The 1,303-nt window shown below is 68.5% G+C and carries 1 protein-coding gene; it reads right to left on the bottom strand.

Features of this window, described 5'->3' with window-relative positions:
* Positions 1–25: 25 nt before the first annotated feature.
* Positions 26–1,114 (bottom strand): IS110 family RNA-guided transposase, encoded by a 1,089-nt coding sequence (locus H5J31_RS39555; protein ID WP_236005669.1) that lies wholly within the window; start codon positions 1,112–1,114, stop codon positions 26–28.
* Between the last annotated feature and the right edge of the window lie 189 nt (positions 1,115–1,303).

The following is a 1,303-nucleotide window of genomic DNA, read 5'->3' as shown; positions in this document are numbered from 1 at the left end:
GTTGCGAAAGATGCTCCTATTGATGTCAAGGGGTGTTGGTGAGGTTGTTGATGTCTGTGATGAGTGTTCGGTGGATCTCGCGGGCGGCGTAGCGTTTGAGGCAGCGGATGATGTGTCGTTTGGGGATGCCTTCGGTGGTGCGGCGTTCGACGTAGGCGCGGGTGCGGGGGCAGTGGCGCATGCGGACGATGACGATGCGGTAGAGGGCTGCGTTGGCGTGGCGGTCGCCGCCGCGGTTGAGGCGGTGGCGGTCGGTGCGTCCGCTGCTGGCGGGGATGGGTGCGGTGCCGCAGAGGTGCGCGAAGCGTGCTTCGGTGTCGATGCGGTGGGGGTTGTCGCCGGCGGTGGTCAGGAGTTGGGCGGCGGTGTCGGGGCCGACGCCGAACACGGCTGTGGTGGCGGGCAGGACCTTCCGGGTCAGGGTCGTGAGGTCGGTTTTGGTGTCGGTGATCTCGTCGGTGAGGTGCTGGATGCGGCGGGCCAGGCGGCGTAGCGCGGTTGTGGCGGCGTTGGCGGGGTTGGTGAGGTCGGTGCCGGGGCGGAGCCGGGCGCAGGTGGTGATCAGGGCTTTTCCGGTCAGGCCGGTGAGGGATTCGCGCAGCGCGGCGGGTGCGGTGACGATCAGGGCGTCGAGCTGGTTGAGCGCGGCGGTGCGGGATTTGACCGCGCCGCTGAGCACTGTGCGCAGGGCGGTGATGGCGGTGGCGGGCCCGGTGCCGGCCTTGGGTGTGGTGTCCGCGCGGCCCGACAGCACGGCGTGAGCGGCGTTGACCGCGTCCTGGGTGTCGGTCTTTCCCTTGCGGCGGCGGGTATGCCGGTCCGGTTGGTTGACCTCCACCACCGTGACACTCTCGGCGGTCAGGTAGCGGGCCAGGCCCGCGCCGTAGGAGCCGGTGCCCTCGACACCCACCGCGCCGAGTGTCCCGAACCCGGCCAGCCACTCCCGCAACGCGGCATAACCGGCGGTGGTGGCGGGAAACGTGCGGGTCCCCAGTACCCGGCCGAGGTGGTCGAGAGCGGCGGCGGTGTGAGTGTCTTTGTGGGTGTCGACCCCGCCGGTCACCTGGGCCGTGTCGACGGTGCTCTGCTGATCGGTCATCCTGATAGCTGCCATTCCGTGTCTCGATCGGTCAAACGGATGGCACGTACCGGGCCGGGGACGGACAACACAGTGATGGGTGTCCTGGTGGCACAGGCTCCTATCAAGTCACATCCCCCGGCCTGGTCACGTGCACGAACAGAGACCACAGCAAGACCGGCAGATCTTTCGCAAGACAACCCACCCAGGGCGTCAGTGGCTTTC

This window comes from Amycolatopsis pittospori, assembly GCF_013870525.1.
In the GTDB taxonomy this organism is placed as follows: domain Bacteria; phylum Actinomycetota; class Actinomycetes; order Mycobacteriales; family Pseudonocardiaceae; genus Amycolatopsis; species Amycolatopsis pittospori.
Note: the sequence above shows the minus strand (reverse complement) of the source record. Positions and strands in the feature narration are given on the sequence as shown.

Excerpts from the sequence above, each read along its gene's own strand:
- H5J31_RS39555 (WP_236005669.1), bottom strand. The coding sequence starts at position 1,114 with ATGGCAGCTATCAGGATGACCGATCAGCAGAGCACCGTCGACACGGCC.